The sequence below is a fragment of the Pseudoflavonifractor sp. An85 genome, from assembly GCF_002161235.1.
GTDB lineage: Bacteria > Bacillota > Clostridia > Oscillospirales > Oscillospiraceae > Enterenecus.
In genome coordinates this window covers 24759-43298 of record NZ_NFHE01000004.1, presented here as the reverse complement: position 1 = coordinate 43298, position 18540 = coordinate 24759, and the positions used below count along the sequence as shown (strand labels likewise).

The window sequence follows — 18540 nt, the reverse complement described above, 5'->3', positions numbered from 1 at the left end:
CAGGGGCGGCCTTTCGCCGCCCCTGCGTGGGTAGAACTTATTTCAATTTGCCTTGCTCCCGCAGAGCCTGCACGGTATCAGGCAGGCCCCAGAGGTTGATAAATCCGGTGGCATCGTCCTGGTTGTAGTCGCTCTCCTCAAAGGTCACCAGGTTCTCAGAGTAGAGAGAACAGGGGGAGGTGACGGAAGAGGTGATGATGTTGCCCTTGTACAGCTTCAGCTTCACGGTGCCGGTGACGTACTCCTGGGTCTTCACGGCGAAAGCCTGGAGCGCCTCCCGCAGAGGAGTAAACCACTTGCCGTTGTAGATGAGGTCTGCAAAGTCAATGGACAGCTTCTGCTTCATGTGCTTGGTGTCCTTGTCGATGGTGATCATCTCCAGCACCTCGTGGGCCCGGTAGAGGATGGTGCCGCCGGGAGTCTCGTACACGCCGCGGTCCTTCATGCCCACCAGACGGTTCTCCACAATGTCCAGCAGACCAATGCCGTTGGCGCCGCCCAGGTCGTTGAGCTTGCGGATGATGTCGCTGGCCTTCATCTTCTCGCCGTCCACGGCCACGGGCCAGCCCTTCTCAAAGTCGATGGTCACATAAGTAGCCTGGTCGGGAGCCATGGCGGGGGACACGCCCATTTCCAGGAAGCCGGGCTTATCGTACTGAGGCTCGTTGGCGGGGTCCTCCAGGTCCAGGCCCTCGTGGGACAGGTGCCACAGGTTCTTGTCCTTGGAGTAGTTGGTCTCCCGGCTGATCTTCAAGGGCACGTTGTGAGCTTCGGCGTAGGCAATCTCCTCTTCTCTGCCCTTGATGTCCCACTCACGCCAGGGGGCGATGATGGTCATCTCAGGAGCGAAACGCTTGATGGCCAGCTCAAAACGCACCTGATCGTTGCCCTTGCCGGTACAGCCGTGGCAGATGGCGTCGGCGCCCTCGGCCTTGGCGATCTCCACCAGACGCTTGGCGATGATGGGACGGGCGAAGGCGGTGCCCAGCAGGTAGTCCTCATACTTGGCCCCCATCATCATGGAGGGGATGATCACGTCGTCCACCATCTCGTCGGTGAGGTCCTCCACATACAGCTTGGAAGCGCCGGTCTTGATGGCCTTCTCCTCCAGGCCGTCCAGCTCGGTACCCTGGCCCACATCGCCGGACACGGCGATGATCTCAGGGTTGCCGTAGTTCTCCTTCAGCCAGGGGATGATGATGGATGTATCCAAGCCGCCGGAATAGGCCAGCACTACTTTTTTCACTTCTGCCATGGTTGCATTCCTCCAATGCGTTTCTCTGTCTTAGTGAAGTCCAGTATACGCTCTCTTCTTCCAGAATGCAACCCCCTATTTTGCATAACTATTCAGTCTCACCCAAAAATTTATGGGTAATATTCCACAATATCCAGGGTTTATTCATGTTATAATGAATATTCATTCATGTATGCATAGGGAGGACGCCCACATTTGCAGGCGTCCTCCCCATAGCTCAAACTTGTTTTTTCTCCCGGTGGAGCACCAGCTTCTCCTCCTCCACCCCCAGGCACAGCACATCCCCCTTCTGTAGATCCTGAGACAGGAGCATTTGGGCGGCTGGCTCCTCCACCCTCCGACGCACCGAGCGACGGATGGGACGTGCCCCCTGATCCCGCTCCTGGTCCTTGGTGGGGGTGGCCAACAGGGACACCGCCTTCTCGTCTGCCTTCAACCCCACCCCCAGAGCGGCCAGACGGCCCTCCAGACCCCCCAGAAGCCGTCCGGCAATGCGCTCCAGGTGAGGTTGGTCCAGGCGGTGGAAAAACACCACCTCGTCCAGCCGGTTGAGAAACTCCGGAGGAAACTGCCGTTTCAGTTCCTCCATCACCGCCCCAGTGCGGAAATCCTCCGCATCTCCCCCGGCAAAACCCATGGGGGGCGTGCGGCTGACCATGTGGCGCGCCCCTATGTTGGAGGTCATCACCACCACGGTGTTGCGAAAGTCGGCCTTTCGGCCCAGGCCGTCGGTGAGCACTCCATCCTCCATCACCTGGAGGAGAATGTTGTGCAAGTCGGTGTGGGCCTTTTCCAACTCGTCAAAGAGCACCACCGACCAGGGGCGGCGGCGCACCCGTTCGGTGAGCTGTCCCCCTTCCTCGTGGCCCACGTAACCGGGAGGGGCCCCCACCAGCCGGGACACCGAGTGCTTTTCCATATATTCCGACATGTCAAAGCGGATGATGGCCTCCTCACTGCCAAAGAGGGCGGCGGCCAGGGCTCGGCACAGCTCGGTTTTCCCCACCCCCGTGGGACCCAGAAAGAGGAACACCCCCACCGGGCGGTTGGGCTCTTTCAGCCCCACCCGGGAGCGGCGAATGGCGGCGGACACCGCTGCCACCGCCTGGTCCTGACCCACCACCCGGCGTTTCAGCTCCTCCTCCAGCTCCAGCAGCCGCTGGGCCTCTCCCCGGGTCACCGTCTCCACGGGAATACCCGTCCACTGGGCCACCACGGCGGCCATGTGCCCCGCCTCCAGCTTCTGATGGGAGGGGAGCTGTTTGCGGGCCAGCTTTTTCTCCAATTCACACCGAAAATCCCACTCCGCGTCTCGGAGCATGGCCGCCCGCTCATAGTTTTGCTCTGCCGCCGCTGCTCGGCGCTCTCGCGCCGCCTGTTCCACCCGGTTCATCAGGCCCCGCAGTGCGTGGGGCACCTCCCCCTGCATGCGCAGCTTGGCCGCCCCCTCGTCCATGAGGTCAATGGCCTTGTCGGGTAAAAACCGGTCGGGCAAATACCGCCGGGACAGCTCCACCGCCGCCTGGAGGGCTTCGTCGGTGATGACAATACCGTGGTGGGCCTCATATCGGGGGCGAATCCCCTTTAAAATATCCAAGGTCTGCTGGGGGGTGGGCTCAGCTACCCGCACCGGCTGAAAGCGGCGCTCCAGGGCGGAGTCCTTTTCAATATATTTGCGGTACTCCTCCAGGGTAGTAGCTCCCACCACCTGAATTTCCCCCCGGCCCAGAGCGGGCTTTAGAATGTTGGCCGCATCAATGGCCCCTTCCGCGGAGCCCGCTCCCACAATGTTGTGCAGCTCGTCCAAAAACAAAATGACGTTGCCTGCACGGCGCACTTCCGCCACAATCTGGTTGACCCGGTCCTCAAATTCCCCTCGGTACTTGGTCCCCGCCACCATGGACACCAGGTCCAAAGACAACAGCCGTTTTCCCTGCAAGGGAGGCGGCACCTGACCGCTGGCCATGCGCATGGCCAACCCTTCCGCCACGGCGGTTTTGCCCACCCCCGGCTCACCCACCAGGGCGGGGTTATTTTTGGTGCGCCGGGATAGGATTTGCACCACTCGGCCCACTTCTTCGTCTCGGCCAATGAGGGGATCCAAGTGTCCCAGGGCCGCCATGCGGGTGAGATCCCGGGAATAGCGGTCGGTGAGTTTGGTCTCTCCCCCATCCCGCACCCTGGCCCGCTCTGACCGGGTGGCCTGAATCTCTCCGCCCCACCCGGCTGAATCCCGGGGCAGTCCGCTTTTTTTGCCCGTTGCAGGACAATCCTTCCATTCCTTACTGTCTTCCATGGAATCCCTCCTGTCGTCCCTCCAATCATGGGTTGTTTTGGCCTGGTTTATACCCCCACAGCCGGGATTTTTCTCCATGCCCATTTCTTAAAATTCCTTATTGCATTTTCGGAGAGTTATGCTACAATGAGAGTGGTTCTAACTCTAAAGATGGAGGTGTATTTTACATGGCACATGCAATCAACGATACCTGCGTGTCCTGCGGCGCTTGTGAGTCCACCTGCCCCGTGGGCGCTATCTCCATGGGCGACGATCACATGCAGATCGACGCTGGCAGCTGCATCGACTGCGGCTCCTGCGCTGGCGTTTGCCCCGTGGGCGCCATTGCTCCCGCTGACTAATTTAGTCTGCAAAAAAGGCCGCACAGTCTGAAGGCTGTGCGGCTTTCTTTTTTATCCGTGATGGGAGGCCACCCCAGTGGGGTGGCCTCCCATAATTTTTCTTAGAACAGGCCGGTGATCACGCCATTTTCGTCCACGTCGATCTTCTCGGCGGCGGGCACCTTGGGCAGACCGGGCATGGTCATGATGTCGCCGGTCTGCACCACCACGAAGCCAGCGCCGGCGGACACCTTCACCTTGGACACGGTGATGGTAAAGCCCTCGGGCCGTCCCAGCTGGGTGGCGTCGTCGGACAGGGAGTACTGGGTCTTGGCCATGCACACGGGCAGCTTGTCCAAGCCCATGGCCTCCAGACGTGCCAGTTCCTTGGCAGCAGCGGTGGTGTAGTGCACCCCGGCGCCCCCGTATACCTTCTCCACAATGGCCTGGATTTTGTCCTTCAAAGGCATGTCCAGGTCGTAGGCGTAGTGGAAGGCCTTGGGCTGGTCGCACAGGCGCAGTACTTCCTGGGCCAGCTCCAGGCCGCCCTCGCCGCCCTTGCCCCACACCTCGGACAGGGCCACGTTGACCCCCAGCTCCTGGCAGCGGGTGCGAATGAGGTCCAGTTCCGCCTCGGTGTCGTTGGCAAAGCGGTTGATGGCCACCACAGCGGGCAGGCCGAATACCTGGGTGATGTTCTCCACGTGCTTGAGCAGGTTGGGCAGGCCCCGCTCCAGGGCCTCCAGATTCTCCGCGCCCAGTTCGGTCTTGGGCACGCCGCCGTTGTACTTCAGGGCTTTGACGGTGGCCACAATGACCACAGCGTCGGGAGTGAGCCCAGCGGCCCGGCACTTGATATCCAAGAACTTCTCAGCACCCAGATCGGCGCCGAAGCCCGCCTCAGTGACCACGTAGTCGGCCAGCTTCAAAGCGGTGTCGGTGGCGGAGACGGAGTTGCAGCCGTGGGCAATGTTGGCGAAGGGGCCGCCGTGGACCAGGGCTGGGGTGTGCTCCAGGGTCTGCACCAGGTTGGGCTTGATGGCATCCTTGAGCAGAGCAGCCATGGCGCCCTGGGCCTTCAGGTCGGCAGCGGTGACGGGCTTGTCGTCGTAGGTGTAACCCACGATCATGCGGCCCAGCCGCTCCTTCAAGTCGGACAGACCGGTGGCCAGACACAGCACGGCCATGATCTCACTGGCCACGGTGATGTCGAAGCCGTCCTCCCGGGGTACGCCTTGCATCCGGCCACCCAGGCCGTCCACAATGTTGCGCAGCTGGCGGTCGTTCATGTCCACGCAGCGACGCCAGGTGATCTTCTTCACATCAATACCCAGCGCGTTGCCCTGCTGAATGTGGTTGTCCAGCATGGCGGCCAGCAGGTTGTTGGCCGCACCAATGGCGTGGAAGTCGCCGGTGAAGTGGAGGTTGATGTCTTCCATGGGCACCACCTGGGCGTAGCCGCCGCCAGCAGCGCCACCCTTCACCCCGAACACAGGGCCCAGGGAGGGCTCACGCAGGCAGAGCATCACGTTGCGATCCATGCGGCGCAGGGCATCGGCCAGACCCACGGAAGTGGTGGTCTTTCCCTCTCCGGCGGGGGTGGGGTTGATGGCGGTGACCAGGATCAGCTTGCCCTTCCGGGGTGTCTCCCGCAGAGGGGTGATGTCAATCTTGGCCTTGACCTTGCCGTAATACTCCAGCAAATTCTCGTCGATACCGGCCATAGCCGCCACCTGACCAATGGGAAGCATCTTTGCCTCCTGGGCAATTTGAATGTCTGTTTTCATCTTCCATGCTCCTTCCTGCGCCACAAAAACAAAAAGGGCGCACTGATTTCTCGTGCGCCCAGACGGTCGGCAATACGGCGCACAAACGCCGGCTGTACTCCATGTGGTCACTCCACTTCCGTCAGTCATACAGCAGGTTTATCTTACCATGCCCTGCCCCAAACCGTCAAGGGTTTTCCCCCGCTTCTCTTTGGCTTTACCGGGACATTACAGAGAGTTATCCACAACTTCCACAAAGTTTTCCACAGTCTCAACCCGTTGGTATGCAAGGGGTTTCAGGTTTTCTCCAATATTACCCAGAACTGCAAGTGGTAGTTTTCTACTATACTAAAGCGCATGGAACAGTGTCAAAATCCATGGATTTGGAAATTTCTTGCTGTCAAATGGCAAAAAACATGGGTCCCCGGATGGGGACCCATGTTGCATTACATTGCTTAGGCCTTCTCAGCCTTGTACTTGGCAATGGCCTCAGCCAGCATGGGGCCGACCTTGAACAGGTCGCCGGTGATGCCGTAGGTAGCCACGTCAAAGATGGGGGCATTCTCGTTCTTGTTCACGGCGATGATGCACTCAGCGTCCTGCATGCCGGACACGTGCTGAATGGCGCCGGAAATGCCCAGGGCCACATAGATCTTGGGGTGAACGGTCTTACCGGTCTGACCAACCTGGTGGTCCACACCGATGTAGCCGTCGTCCACCACGGCACGGGAAGCGCCAACCACGCCGCCCAGGACGTTGGCCAGCTCCTCAGCGATCTCCAGACCACGCTTGGGGTCGGCGCTGATACCACGGCCCACGGAGACAACCACGTCGGCACCGATCAGGTCCACGGCCTTCTTGGCGGACTTGACGATCTCCACCAGATCCACATGGATGTCAGCCTCGGTCAGCTGCACGTCCACCTTGTCCAGCACGGTCTTAGCAGCGGTCTCCTCGTTGAAGGCCTGGGTCTGCATCACGCCGGGACGCACGGTGGACATCTGAGGACGATAGTCGGGGCACACGATGGTGGCCATCAGGTGGCCGCCAAAGGCGGGACGGGTCATCTTCAGGTTGGTGTTCTCCTCGAACTTGGTGTTGTCCACGTCGATGGTGGAGGTGGTCTTCAGGAAGGCCTTGTACTTCTCCACATCCACGTCCAGGTGGGTGCAGTCAGCAGTCAGACCGGTCTTCAGACGGGCAGCCACACGGGGGCCCAGGTCACGGCCGATGTTGGTAGCGCCGATGAGGAAGATCTCGGGCTTCTTGTCCTCCACCAGGTCGCAGATGACCTTGGTGTAGGCATCGGTGGTGTAGTCCTTCAGCAGGGGGTGATCGCAGATGTACACACGGTCAGCGCCGTAGCCGCCCAGAGCCTTGGCGTAGGTCTCGTTGACCTCGTGGCCCAGCAGCACGCCGCACAGCTCCACGCCCAGATCGTTGGCCAGCTTGCGGCCCTCGCTGAGCAGCTGGTAGCCGGTGCTCAGGATGACGCCGTCGCGCTGCTCGCAGAATACCCACACGCCCTTGAAGGCGGCGGTGTCTTTACTATTGAAAGCCATAATTCAGTGCTCCTTCCCTTAAATGATGTGCTTCTCGCCCAGAATGGACACCAGCTGCTCGCAGGTGGCCTTGTCGGCACCTTCCAGCATGGTGCCAGCGCCCTTGACGGGGGGAGAGAAGGACTTGTACACCTGAGTGGGAGAGCCCTTCAGGCCGACAGTCTCCAGCTCCACCATGGGATCGTCCACCAGAGCGTTGAAGTCCAGCACGGTGTAGGGCTTGGAGTAGCAATCCATGATGCCAGCCACACGCATGTAACGGGGAGTGTTCAGCTCCTTGATGCAGGTCAGCAGGCAGGGAGTCTGCACCTTGATGGTCATGTAGCCATCCTCCAGCTCGCGGCGAACGGTGAGCTGGCCGTCGGTGTAGTCGATGCCGGTGACATAGGTGACCTGGGGAATGCCCAGCTTCTCAGCGATCTGGGGACCGACCTGAGCGGTGTCACCGTCGATGGCCTGACGGCCGCAGAACACGATGTCGTCCTTCTCCACGCCGATCTTGCGGATGGCAGCGGTCAGAGTGGTGGAGGTGGCGAAGGTGTCAGCGCCGCCGAACTCACGGGCGGACACCAGAACAGCCTCGTCAGCGCCCATAGCCAGGCACTCACGCAGCATGGACTCCGTGGGAGGGGGGCCCATGGAGATGACAACCACCTTGGTGTCGGAGTTCTTATCCTTGATCTGGAGAGCGGCCTCCAGAGCGTTCATATCGTCGGGGTTGGAGATGGTGGCCATAGCGGCACGGTCCATGGTGCCGTCAGCCTTCACAGCAACCTTGCCGGAGGTGTCGGGCACCTGCTTGACACAGACAATGATTTTCATAATGCGCACTTCCTCCTCAATTACTTAATACCCAGGTTGGCAGCGATGACCATGCGCTGGACCTCGGATGTACCCTCGTAGATCTCGGTGATCTTGGCGTCACGCATCATGCGCTCCACGGGGTAATCACGGGTGTAGCCGTAGCCACCGAACAGCTGAACGGCACGACGGGTCACGTCGCTGGCAGCCTCAGCAGCGAAGAGCTTGGCCATGGCAGCGTCCATGGTGTACTTCTCACCGGCCTGCTTCTTGGCAGCGGCGGAGTAGACCAGGAACTGAGCGGCCTGCATCTTGGTGTGCATCTCAGCCAGCTGGAACTGGGTGTTCTGGAACTGGGAAATGCGGCGGCCAAACTGCACGCGCTCCTTGGTGTAGGCAATGGCCTCTTCCACGGCGCCCTCGCCCAGACCCAGAGCCTGAGCAGCGATGCCGATACGGCCACCGTCCAGGGTCTTCATGGCAATGGCGAAGCCCTTGCCCTGCTTGCCCAGCAGACGGTCCTTGGGAATAACGCAATCCTCGAAAATCAGCTCGCAGGTGGAGGAGCCGCGGATACCCATCTTCTTCTCGTGCTTACCGACCTTGAAGCCGGGATCGGTGCGCTCCACGATGAAAGCGGAGATCTCCTTGCTCTTGCGGCCGCGCTTGTCCAGCACGGTGCCGGTGACGGCGAAGATCACGAACACGTTGGCGAAGCCAGCGTTGGTGATGAAGATCTTGGAGCCGTTGATGATCCAGTTCTCACCGGACTCATCCAGCACAGCGGTGGTCTGCTGACCCTGAGCGTCGGTACCAGCGCCGGGCTCGGTCAGACCGAAGGCGCCCAGCCACTCGCCGGAGCACAGCTTGGGCAGATACTTCATCTTCTGCTCCTCGGTGCCGTTCTCGTAGATGGGAGCGCAGCACAGGCTGGTGTGAGCGGACACGATAACACCAGTGGTGCCGCACACCTTGGACAGCTCCTCCACGGCCATGGCGTAGGACACCACGTCGGCACCAGCGCCGCCGTACTTCTTGGGGAAGTAGATGCCCATCATGCCCAGCTCAGCCATCTTCTTGACGGTGTTCTCGGGGAACATCTCCTCCTCGTCCACCATGGCAGCCAGAGGCTTGACCTCGTTCTCGGCAAACTCACGGAACAGCTTGCGCATCATTTCTTGTTCTTTGGACAGTTTGAAATCCATGGAATGTTTCCTCCTTATCAGTATGAGACCGGGGGGTGGCATTGCCGCCCCCCGGATGGGAGCAAATTATTTCTTGGTGTAGTCAAAGAAGCCCTTGCCGGTCTTGCGGCCCAGGTGGCCAGCGCGCACCATCTTGCGCATCAGCAGGGAGGCGCGGTACTTGGGATCGTGGGTCTCGTTGTACAGGGTGTCCATGATGGCCAGACACACATCCAGACCAACCAGGTCGCCCAGAGCCAGGGGGCCCATGGGATGGTTGGCGCCCAGCTTCATGGCGGTGTCGATGCCCTCAGCGGTGGCAACGCCGGTGTACAGCAGGTCGCAGGCCTCGTTGATCATGGGGATCAGGATCTTGTTGACCACGAAACCGGGGGCCTCGTTGACCTCCACAGGCTCCTTGCCGATCTCCACGGACAGGTCATAGATGGCCTTGTAGGTCTCGTCGGAGGTGTTGGCGCCGCGGATAACTTCCACCAGCTTCATGACGGTGGCGGGGTTGAAGAAGTGCATGCCGATGAAGCGGTCGGGACGCTTGGTAGCGGCAGCGATGGCGGTGATGGAGATGGAAGAGGTGTTGGAAGCCAGAATGGTCTCGGGCTTGCAGATGGCGTCCAGCTCAGCGAAGATGGACTTCTTGATCTCCAGGTTCTCGATGGCAGCCTCAACCACCAGGTCGGCATCAGCAGCAGCGTTCAGGTCGGTGGTGAAGGACATCTTGTCCAGGATGGCCTGCTTGCCAGCCTCGTCCATCTTGCCCTTGGCAACCAGCTTGTCCAGACCCTTGTTCAGACGGGCCTCGGAAGCCTGGATGATCTCGTCCTTGATGTCGCGGACGACCACGTCAAAACCCTTGCGAGCGAAGACCTGGGCAATATCCAGACCCATGGTGCCGCCACCGATGACTACAACTTTCTTCATGATAAGTTCCTCCTCACTGGAATGACCAGTCTTAATACTAGTCTTAATGTATGATAAGGGAAATTACTTACTTGTTCTGGAAGTTCTTCTCAGCACGCTTGGCCAGGAAGGCGCCCATGCCCTCGTTCTTGTCCTGAGTGCCGCAGGTCACGCCGAAGGCCTCAGCCTCAAAGGCGGAACCGGTGGCGATGTCGGTCTGCATGCCCATGCGGATGCAGCGCTTGGACTCAGCCACAGCGATGGGAGCGTTGGCGCAGATGGCGTTGGCCAGCTCCAGAGCCTTGTCCATCAGCTCCTCGGGAGCGTACACCTGGGACACCAGGCCGATCTCCTTGGCCTCGGCAGCGCCGATGACCTTGGCGGTGAGGATCAGCTCCATGGCCTTGGAAATGCCCACGATGCGGGGCAGACGCTGGGTGCCGCCGAAACCAGGGGTGATGCCCAGGCCCACCTCGGGCTGACCGAACTTGGCCTTCTCAGAGGCAATACGAATGTCGCAGGCCATAGCCAGCTCGCAGCCGCCGCCCAGAGCAAAACCGTTGATGGCAGCGATGACGGGCTTGGACAGATTCTCCAGACGCAGGAAGATAGAGCCGCCGTGAACGCCGAACTTCTTGCCGTCGATGGCGGAGAAGTTCACCATCTCGCCGATGTCAGCACCAGCCACGAAGGAACGGCCAGCGCCGGTGAGCACCACAACACGAACCTCGTCGTCGGCCTCCACCTGGGAGATGGCGGCATCCAGGTCGCACAGAACCTGGGAGTTCAGAGCGTTGAGGGCCTCGGGACGGTCGATGGTCAGAACGGCCACGCTGCCCTGCTTTTCAAACTTCACAAATGACATGTGGATTGCCTCCTCGCAATCAAAATTTGCATCCAGTTCCCCTTTTTTTCATCCAAAGTATCACATTTCGTTACAATTTTAACACTTCATCCAAAAAGGTCTGCGGCTCATTTGTCGTTATTTTTTTAACAAATTTGCCGCAAAAAAATCCGGAACATCGTTTCCTGGTTTCAAGTATACTGCGTTCCCCTTCCATTTGCAAGGAAATTTACCCAAAAGATATGTACATTCCTCCCCCTGTTTTTCACACCCTTTTGTATATTTTGTCTAGGAAAAAGAAAAAACATTGGTATCCTAGTGTACTAGGTTACCAACGTTTTTTGCATCGTGCAAGAAATCTCGCCATTTCCTCCTTATAGTTGGAGATTTTGGAGGATTTCCCCCACCCATTGGGAGACTGGAAGATAAATCAGGGGCAAAAACATGGCCGGCAACATGTTCCCCACTTTGATTTTCTCCTTGCCCAGCCCCAGCATATTGATGGCGATACCCACAATGAGGGCGCCTCCCACCGCCGACATCTCCACAATCACCTCTTGGGGCAGATAGGGTCCCACCCACCCGGCCAGCAAAGTCACGAGGCCCTGGTAGAGAAACAGGGGGATGACGGAGAAGGCCACTCCAATCCCCATGGTGGCGGCAAAGGAGATGGCGGACACGCCGTCGATGACGCCCTTGGAGATGAGAATGTCATAGTTTTGGTTCAGCCCCGCCTCAATGGAGCCGGTGATGGCCATGGCTCCCACGCAGAAGAGCAGAGCCGCGCTGACAAAGGACTCGGTGAAGCGGCTGTTGGGGTTGCCCCGGTCGGCCCGCTGCCGCAGCCACTCCCCGCCCCGCTCCAACCGGGCCTCGATGTCGATGCCCTGCCCGATGACGGTACCCACCACCATACACACAATGACGCACAGCATGTTTTGGGTGCCAATGAGGCTGCTGATGCCCACCCCCGCCACGCACAAACCCAGGGCCTGGGTGAGCACCGCGATCATCCTCTGGCTGATGAGCCGCTTCAATAGCAGGCCCAGGGCCGAACCCACCAGCACCAGGATGACATTGACCACCGTGGCAATCATACTTGCGCCTCTCTCTGGGCGAAGTAGTCCCGGGTCTGGTCTGCATTGCGGAGAATTTCACGCCGTAGGGCATCCAGTCCGTCAAACTTCTTCTCCCCTCGCAGGCGGGTGTAGAACTCCACCTCCATATACTGGCCGTACAGATCCCCCTCGAAATCCAGAATCCACGGCTCCACGGTGACCTGGCGGGAGTCGTCCACCGTGGGGCGCACCCCCACATTGGTCACTGCCAGATAGGTTCCTCCTGCCACCCGTACCCGGGTGGCGTACACCCCAAAGGCAGGCACCAGAATGTTGGAGGGGAGCACCAGGTTGGCGGTGGGAGTGCCCAGAGTGCGGCCCAGCTGCTTGCCGTGAACCACCGTACCTGTCATGAGATGGGGGTGGCCCAGATACCGGCAGGCCCGCTCCATCTCCCCGTAGGCGATGAGCTGGCGGATGTAGGTGGAGGAGACGGTAATCCCCTCCAGCTCCACCGCCGGGATGATGGAACAGCCGATGCCCATCTCGGCGCAGATTTCCCGCAGCCGGTCCACATTACCCTCGCCCTTGTACCCAAAGTGGTAGTCATGGCCCGCCACCACATGGATAGCTCCCATCTGCTCAGACAGGATGTGGGTGGCAAACTCCCGCCAGGGCATTTGCATCATGGAGCGGTCAAAGGGGAGCACCAGCACTTCGTCTATGCCGTAGTACCGCTCCATGATGGTAGCCCGCTCCTGATGGGTGTTGATGAGGGGGGTGGGCTCGCCCCGGGTCAGGTCCCGGGGGTGGTGGTCAAAGGTGACGGCGCAGGCCAAAGCCCCCGTCTGGTCCGCCACTTCCCGGGCGCGGCGTAGCAGTGCCCCGTGGCCCAGATGTACCCCGTCAAAAAAGCCCAGGGCAATGACTCGTTGTTTCTCTGCCATGATGGTTCTCTCTCCGTTCAAGTGGGATCAAAAAAACTTTTGACGATGTGGAGCTTGCCCTGCTCCACCCGGCCCAGGGCCAAAAATTCCTCTTCGGGGCCGTAGATGCGGTAGGTGCCGTCCTCCGCCTCCGGCTGATGTACCTGAGCGCCGTGACGCACCCGGTCCGCCCCCCGCTTGCCCAGGGTCAGGGCGGGGTGGGTAGCAAAGAGGGTATCCGTGGGCCGCAGCAGCGCCCCGGGGTTGTCACTGGCCAGCACCTCGGCCAGGGGATGGGCCTCACTCAGGTCAAAGCCGCAGGCCATGGTGCGGCGCAGAGAGCTCATGCACCCGCCGCAGCCCAAAGCCGCCCCAATGTCGTGGCACAGGGTGCGCACGTAGGTGCCCTTGGAGCATTTCACCCGGATGGTGTACTCGTCGGGGGCAATCTGCCCCTCCAGGGTAAGGGCGTGGATGGTCACCGGTCGGGCCGGCCGCTCCACCTCTCTCCCTTTCCGGGCCAGCTCATAGAGCTTCTTACCATTGATCTTAATGGCGGAATACATGGGAGGCACCTGGAGGATATCGCCAGTGAACTGGGGCATCACCGCTTTCACCTGCTCCTCCGTCACCGCCACGGGGTGCTCTTCCAAGGTGTTGCCGCTGGTGTCCTGGGTGTCGGTGACCATCCCCAGCTTCAACCCTGCCACATACTCCTTGTCTCCCCGCTCAGCAAACTCTACCGCCCGGGTGGCCCGGCCCACAAATACCGGGAGCACGCCAGTGGCCATGGGGTCCAGGGTTCCGGCGTGTCCAATTCGCCGCTCCCCCAGCACTCCCCGCAGCTTGGCGCACACGTCCATGGATGTCCAGTCCTGGGGCTTGTCGATGATGATAATTCCGTTGGGCATCCTGATTTCCTCCCGGTTACTTGCGTTTGAGTTCCTGGTCGATGGCCTGCAAGATGGCGGCCTTGGCCTGGTCCACGCTGCCCATCACGGTGCAGCCGGCGGCAGCCTTGTGTCCGCCGCCGCCCAGGTGGGCACACACGGCGCTGGCGTCCAGGTAGTTGGCATTGGTGCGCATGGAGATCTTGCACTCTCCCGGCTTCAACTCTCGGATGGTGGCGGAGTGGAGCAGGCCCTCCAGCTGACCCACAAAGGCGGCGATGTCCTCGGTGTCGTCGTTGGTGGCTCCCGCTTTCTCCATCACGTCCAAGGACAGGGTAGCCACGGCCACGGTGTTGTCATGGCACAGGTACAGGCCCTGGAGCAACAGGCTCTCCAGGCGCATGCGGGCCACAGACTTGGTTCGAAAGTGCTTTTTGTTCAGGCGCTGGAAGTTGATGCCCTGCTCCATCAACCCCGCCGCCACCCGATGGGTGTGGGGGGTGGTGTTGGCATAGACAAAGCACCCGGTATCGGTGGACACCGCCACATACAGGGGGGTGGCAATGGCCTCATTCATGACCCCCAGGTCCTGAGCGATCTCCCACAGGATTTCGCCACAGGCGGCCTTGTCCGCCTCCAGGCAGGTGTTCTTAGCAAAGAACTCCTGGGAGGGGTGATGGTCGATGGCCAGGTCAATGCGCTCCAGGTAAGGCTGGGCGTTGGGGGGCATGAGCCCCAAGGTGGCCACGTCCACACTCACCACGGTGTCGGGGGTATACCCTTCGGGGGCCTGCACCCCCTCCAGATACTCCTGGAACATGGCAGTGGCGTCCAGGCTGGGCAGCAGCCAAGCGGTCTTGCCCATGGTGCGCAGTAGATTGCACAGGCCCACGCCGCAGCCGATGGTGTCCCCGTCGGGGCGCTTGTGGGTCAAAATAAGATAGTTGTCGTGCTCTCGGAGAAATTGAGCCGCTTCCTGGTGGGTCATAGCCTCAGTCCTCCTCGTCCAACACGATGTGGGCGTTGGCGGGGTTGGCGGGCTTGACCACCTCGGGATTGCGCAGCATCTCCAGGATGTGGGCGCCGTGGTCGATGGAGTCATCCCGCTCGAAGATGAGCTCGGGGGTGTGGCGCAGGTTCAAGGCACGGCTCAGCTCCCGGCGCAGGTAGCCACCGGCGGACTTCAGGCCCTTGATCACACTGTCGGCCTCGGTTTTATCCAGAATGGACACATAAATTTTTGCAAAGTGGAGGTCGGGGGTGGTCTCCACCCGGGTCACGGAGATAAGCCCCGTCACGCGGGGATCCTTCACCGTGGGGATGAGAGCGGAGAGCTCCCGCTGGATCTCCTCGTTGATGCGTCCCAGGCGATTGCTTGCCATATTGGTTTCCTCCTTTGGTTACAGGCTCAGGCCTCGCGTTTCGTCAAAGCCCAGCATCAGATTCATATTTTGTACCGCAGCCCCAGACGCACCCTTGCCCAGGTTGTCAAAAACGGCGGTGACGGCGGTCTGCCCCTGGTGGCCGTACACCACCAGACGCAGGGTGTCCTTGCCGGAGAGGGCGTTGGAGTAGATCATGGGCTCCTCCCCGCCCAGAGGGGCCACGCTCACCAGGGTCTGTCCGGCGTAGTGCTCACACAGAGCCTCATAGGCCAACTTGGCATCCACCCAGGGCAGCATCACCGTGGTGGCCATGCCCTGGGGGTAGTCTCCCACCACGGGGGCAAAGACGGGGGCCCGGTCCAGCCCACATATCTTTTGCATTTCGGGCAGGTGCTTATGCTGCAAGGTCAGGCCATAGATGCGGCAGCTGTCGTGGCAGGAATCCCGATCCTCCGCCTCATATTCGGCAATCATGCTCTTGCCGCCCCCGGAGTAGCCGGTGAGGGAGCAGCAGGTCAGGGGGAAGTGGGCGGGAATCACCCCATGCTGTACCAGGGGGTACACCGAGGCGATGAAGCCGCTGGCGTGGCAGCCAGGGTTGGCCACCCGCTTGGAAATCACAATGTTGTTGCGGTGATTCTCCGACAGCTCGGCAAAGCCATAGTCCCAGTCGGGGTTGGTGCGGTGGGCGGTGGAGGCATCAATGATGCGGGTGTTGGGGTTGTCCACCAACGCCACAGCCTCACGGGCCGCCTGGTCGGGCAGACACAAAAACACCAGGTCGGCGGCGTTGAGGAGCTTCTTCCGCTCGTCCACGTCCTTGCGCTTGTCCTCGTCAATGAGCAGCAGCTCAATGTCATCCCGCTGGGCCAGCCGGTCGTAAATTTGCAGGCCGGTGGTGCCCTGTTTGCCGTCAATGTATACTTTGGGCTTCATAATACCACTTCCAGTTGTGAGATATAGAAGATGGGGGCAGGCGAGTTGCCGCCCGCCCCCACGCGAAATAGAGCGAAATTACTGCTGTACCTGCTCCATCTGGAACGCCTCGATGATGTCGCCTTCCTTGATGTCACTGTACTTTTCAATGCCAATGCCGCACTCGTAGCCACGGGCCACTTCCTTGACAGAGTCCTTGAAGCGCTGCAGGGAGTTCATGACGCCCTCGTGGATGACGATGCCGTCGCGCACCAGACGGATCTGGGCGTTGCGGGCCACCTTGCCCTCGGTGACGTAGCAGCCGGCCACGATGCCCACGCCGGTGATCTTGTACACCTGGCGCACCTCGGCCTCGCCCAGGGCCACTTCCTTGAACTTGGGAGCCAGCATGCCCTTCATGGCGGCCTCGATCTCCTCGATGGCCTGGTAGATCACGCGATACATGCGCATATCCACGTTGTTGCGGTGGGCGGAGTCGGCAGCGTTCTTGTCGGGACGCACGTTGAAGCCCACGATGATGGCGTTGGAGGTGGCAGCCAGCATCACGTCGGACTCGTTGATGGCACCCACGGCGCAGTGGATGACACGCACACGGACCTCCTGGTTGGACAGCTTCTCCAAGCTGGCCTTCACGGCCTCGGCAGAGCCCTGCACGTCGGCCTTGACGATGATGTTCAAATCCTTCATCTCGCCGGCCTGGATCTGGCTGAACAGCTCCTCCAGAGACACCTTCTGCTTGGCAGCGCCGGTGGTGGCGTTCTTCATCTCTTCCTTGCGCTGGGCCACCAGTTCACGGGCCATGCGCTCGTCGGCCACGGCGTGGAAGTCGTCACCAGCACCGGGCACTTCGCCCATACCGATGATCTCCACAGGCACGGAGGGGCCGGCCTGGGTGACCTTGTTGCCCTTGTAGTCGGTCATGGCACGCACGCGGCCCACCGCCATACCGGCGATGATTACGTCGCCCTGCTTCAGAGTGCCGTTTTGCACCAGCAGAGTGGCCACAGGGCCGCGGCCCTTGTCCAGACGGGCCTCGATGACGGTACCATGGGCAGTACGGTTGGGATTGGCCTTCAGCTCCCGCATCTCGGCGGTGAGGGTGACCATCTCCAGCAGGTTGTCGATGCCCATACCGGTCTTGGCGGAGATGGGGCAGATAATGGTGTCGCCGCCCCAGTCCTCGCTGACCAGACCATACTCGGTGAGCTGCTGCTTGATGCGCTCGGGGTTGGCGGTGGGCTTATCCATCTTGTTGATGGCCACGATGATGGGGATCTCAGCGGCCTTGGCGTGGTTGATGGACTCCACGGTCTGGGGCATGATGCCGTCGTCGGCAGCTACCACCAGGATGGCCACGTCGGTGACCATGGCGCCACGGGCACGCATGGCGGTAAAGGCCTCGTGGCCGGGGGTGTCCAGGAAGGTGATGGGCTTGCCATCCACCTCCACCTGGTAGGCGCCGATGTGCTGGGTGATACCGCCGGCCTCGCCGGAGACCACGTTGGCGTGGCGGATATAGTCCAGCAGAGAGGTCTTGCCGTGGTCGACGTGGCCCATGACCACCACCACGGGGGCGCGGGGCACCAGATCCTCTTCCTTGTCCTCGGAGACGTCAATGAGCTTCTCCTCGATGGTGACAATGACTTCCTTCTCCACCTTGCAGCCCAACTCCATGGCGATGAGGGCGGCGGTGTCGTAGTCGATGATCTCGGACAGAGAGGCCATGATGCCGTTCTTCATCAGGCACTTGACCACCTCGGCGCCGGTCTTCTTCATGCGGCTGGCCAGCTCGCCCACACCGATCTCATCGGGAATCTTTACGGTGAGGGGGGTCTTCTTGGCGATTTCCAGCTGCAGGCGGCGCATCTTCTCCGCCTCTTCCTGCTTGCGCTTGTTGCCGAAGTTCTGGTTGCGGTTCTTGCCGCCACGGTTCTGGAACTTCTGCTTACCGGTCTGCATGCGGTTGGCCTTGTCGGGAGCCAGGTCTTCCAGACGCTGGTCGTACTTCTCCAGGTTCACCCCGCCACCCTTGCGGGTGTCCACGATCTTCTTCTCGGGGGTACGGCTGTGGGGCTTGTGCTCCACCTTGGCAGGCTCCTTCTCGGGCTGCTTGGCCTGAGCAGCCTGGGCAGGCTGGCTGGCCTGGGGCTTGGCAGCGGGAGCGCTCTCCTTCTTCTCGTGGTAGACGTCGGCGTAGATGCTCTCAATGGACGCCACCTGGTTGTGCTGGGTCAGATGTTCAAAAATCACCGTCAACTCTTTGTCGGTGAGGGTCTTGGTGGGGGACACATTCTCCATCCCGTGCTGGGACAGAATTCCCTGAATCTCCTTGGGCTGTACCCCAAAATCCTTGGCCACGTCACGGGCACTGTATTTCGCAAGGCTCAAATCGGCCACCT

16 protein-coding genes and 1 riboswitch are annotated in these 18540 nt (G+C 60.6%); of the genes, 1 reads left to right on the top strand and 15 read right to left on the bottom strand.

Going from position 1 to position 18540, the window contains the following annotated elements; genetic code table 11:
• Positions 1 to 37 precede the first annotated feature (37 nt).
• Both B5G37_RS03230 and B5G37_RS03225 read right to left on the bottom strand, forming a co-directional pair.
• Positions 38 to 1255 carry an argininosuccinate synthase gene (locus B5G37_RS03230; RefSeq protein WP_087253809.1) on the bottom strand — a complete coding sequence of 406 codons (1218 nt, stop codon included), beginning with the start codon at positions 1253 to 1255 and terminating at the stop codon, positions 38 to 40.
• A gap of 217 nt (positions 1256 to 1472) precedes the next feature.
• Entirely contained in the window at positions 1473 to 3551 is a 2079-nt protein-coding gene (locus B5G37_RS03225) for an ATP-dependent Clp protease ATP-binding subunit (RefSeq protein WP_242962739.1), read from the bottom strand.
• Between the two features lie 167 nt (positions 3552 to 3718).
• Between B5G37_RS03225 and B5G37_RS03220 the strand changes: the two genes are divergently transcribed.
• The gene (locus B5G37_RS03220) at positions 3719 to 3892 is read left to right on the top strand and encodes a 4Fe-4S binding protein (protein ID WP_087253804.1); all 174 of its coding nucleotides are present in this window, start codon (positions 3719 to 3721) and stop codon (positions 3890 to 3892) included.
• Between the two features lie 101 nt (positions 3893 to 3993).
• On the opposite strand, the gene B5G37_RS03215 is transcribed toward B5G37_RS03220, so the two are convergent.
• The 13 genes from B5G37_RS03215 to infB all read right to left on the bottom strand — a co-directional run bounded on the left by B5G37_RS03215 (position 3994) and on the right by infB (position 18529).
• Positions 3994 to 5658, bottom strand: coding sequence for a formate--tetrahydrofolate ligase (locus B5G37_RS03215; RefSeq protein WP_204217846.1), 1665 nt, complete (start codon positions 5656 to 5658; stop codon positions 3994 to 3996).
• A 49-nt stretch (positions 5659 to 5707) separates the two neighbouring features.
• A riboswitch (ZMP/ZTP riboswitch) is annotated at positions 5708 to 5797 on the bottom strand.
• A gap of 295 nt (positions 5798 to 6092) precedes the next feature.
• The gene (gene acrA, locus B5G37_RS03210; protein ID WP_087253799.1) at positions 6093 to 7199 is read right to left on the bottom strand and encodes an acryloyl-CoA reductase electron transfer subunit beta; all 1107 of its coding nucleotides are present in this window, start codon (positions 7197 to 7199) and stop codon (positions 6093 to 6095) included.
• 18 nt (positions 7200 to 7217) lie between these two features.
• A complete protein-coding gene (locus tag B5G37_RS03205; RefSeq protein WP_087253797.1) occupies positions 7218 to 8021 on the bottom strand; it encodes an electron transfer flavoprotein subunit beta/FixA family protein in 804 nt (267 codons plus the stop codon).
• Positions 8022 to 8041: 20 nt separating this feature from the next.
• Complete coding sequence (locus tag B5G37_RS03200) at positions 8042 to 9205, bottom strand: acyl-CoA dehydrogenase (protein WP_087253795.1); 1164 nt, start codon at positions 9203 to 9205, stop codon at positions 8042 to 8044.
• 66 nt (positions 9206 to 9271) lie between these two features.
• Positions 9272 to 10123: a 3-hydroxybutyryl-CoA dehydrogenase gene (locus B5G37_RS03195; protein ID WP_087231520.1), complete on the bottom strand. Its 852-nt coding sequence runs from the start codon at positions 10121 to 10123 to the stop codon at positions 9272 to 9274.
• A 67-nt stretch (positions 10124 to 10190) separates the two neighbouring features.
• Positions 10191 to 10967: an enoyl-CoA hydratase-related protein gene (locus B5G37_RS03190; RefSeq protein ID WP_087253792.1), complete on the bottom strand. Its 777-nt coding sequence runs from the start codon at positions 10965 to 10967 to the stop codon at positions 10191 to 10193.
• A gap of 353 nt (positions 10968 to 11320) precedes the next feature.
• Entirely contained in the window at positions 11321 to 12043 is a 723-nt protein-coding gene (locus B5G37_RS03185; RefSeq protein ID WP_087253789.1) for a DUF554 domain-containing protein, read from the bottom strand.
• A complete protein-coding gene (locus tag B5G37_RS03180) occupies positions 12040 to 12951 on the bottom strand; it encodes a bifunctional riboflavin kinase/FAD synthetase (protein ID WP_087253787.1) in 912 nt (303 codons plus the stop codon). Before B5G37_RS03180 ends, B5G37_RS03185 begins: the two co-directional genes overlap by 4 nt.
• A gap of 17 nt (positions 12952 to 12968) precedes the next feature.
• Entirely contained in the window at positions 12969 to 13841 is an 873-nt protein-coding gene (truB, locus tag B5G37_RS03175) for a tRNA pseudouridine(55) synthase TruB (RefSeq protein ID WP_087253784.1), read from the bottom strand.
• A 16-nt stretch (positions 13842 to 13857) separates the two neighbouring features.
• Positions 13858 to 14808, bottom strand: coding sequence for a DHH family phosphoesterase (locus B5G37_RS03170; RefSeq protein ID WP_087253781.1), 951 nt, complete (start codon positions 14806 to 14808; stop codon positions 13858 to 13860).
• Positions 14809 to 14812: 4 nt separating this feature from the next.
• The gene (gene rbfA / locus B5G37_RS03165; RefSeq protein WP_087253779.1) at positions 14813 to 15202 is read right to left on the bottom strand and encodes a 30S ribosome-binding factor RbfA; all 390 of its coding nucleotides are present in this window, start codon (positions 15200 to 15202) and stop codon (positions 14813 to 14815) included.
• A gap of 18 nt (positions 15203 to 15220) precedes the next feature.
• Positions 15221 to 16141 carry an N-acetyl-gamma-glutamyl-phosphate reductase gene (argC, locus tag B5G37_RS03160; RefSeq protein ID WP_204217844.1) on the bottom strand — a complete coding sequence of 307 codons (921 nt, stop codon included), beginning with the start codon at positions 16139 to 16141 and terminating at the stop codon, positions 15221 to 15223.
• A gap of 78 nt (positions 16142 to 16219) precedes the next feature.
• Positions 16220 to 18529: a translation initiation factor IF-2 gene (gene infB / locus B5G37_RS03155; protein WP_204217842.1), complete on the bottom strand. Its 2310-nt coding sequence runs from the start codon at positions 18527 to 18529 to the stop codon at positions 16220 to 16222.
• Positions 18530 to 18540: the final 11 nt, after the last annotated feature.